This is a genomic window from Micrococcus sp. KRD128 (assembly GCF_017168395.1).
GTDB lineage: Bacteria > Actinomycetota > Actinomycetes > Actinomycetales > Micrococcaceae > Micrococcus > Micrococcus luteus.
In genome coordinates, this window is record NZ_JABFAX010000038.1 from 1 (window position 1) to 390 (window position 390).

Consider the following 390-nt stretch of genomic DNA (forward strand, 5'->3'; position numbering starts at 1 on the left):
GTGAAGGAAGCGACGCGGCGCGCGCGCTCGGCGCCCGCCGGCGTCACGCCGGACACCACGATCGCACATGCGCTGGTCAAGTCGCTCTACCAGGACGGCCGGCTCGACGAGTTCCAGCTTGCGGCCTTCGCCGAGGCCGGCAAGTTCGACGAGACCAATGCCTCGCTTGCCGCGCTCGCCAATGTCTCGGTCAGCGTCGCCGAGAACATGATGATCGAAACCCGCGCCGAGGGCGTGATGATCCTGGCCAAGGTGTCGGGCCTGTCATGGTCGACGGTGCGATCGATCATCAATCTGCGCGACGACATCTCGGGCGGCGAGCCGACCGACTTGCAGGCCTGCAAGGATACCTATGAGCGGCTGCGGCCATCGACCGCGCAGCAGGTGCTG

General features: G+C 66.9%; 1 protein-coding gene. It reads left to right on the forward strand.

The genetic code is table 11. The features are described 5' to 3' along the window. The coding region (locus J1M44_RS11305; protein ID WP_206481101.1) for a DUF2336 domain-containing protein at positions 1-390 on the forward strand (390 nt) is incomplete at both ends.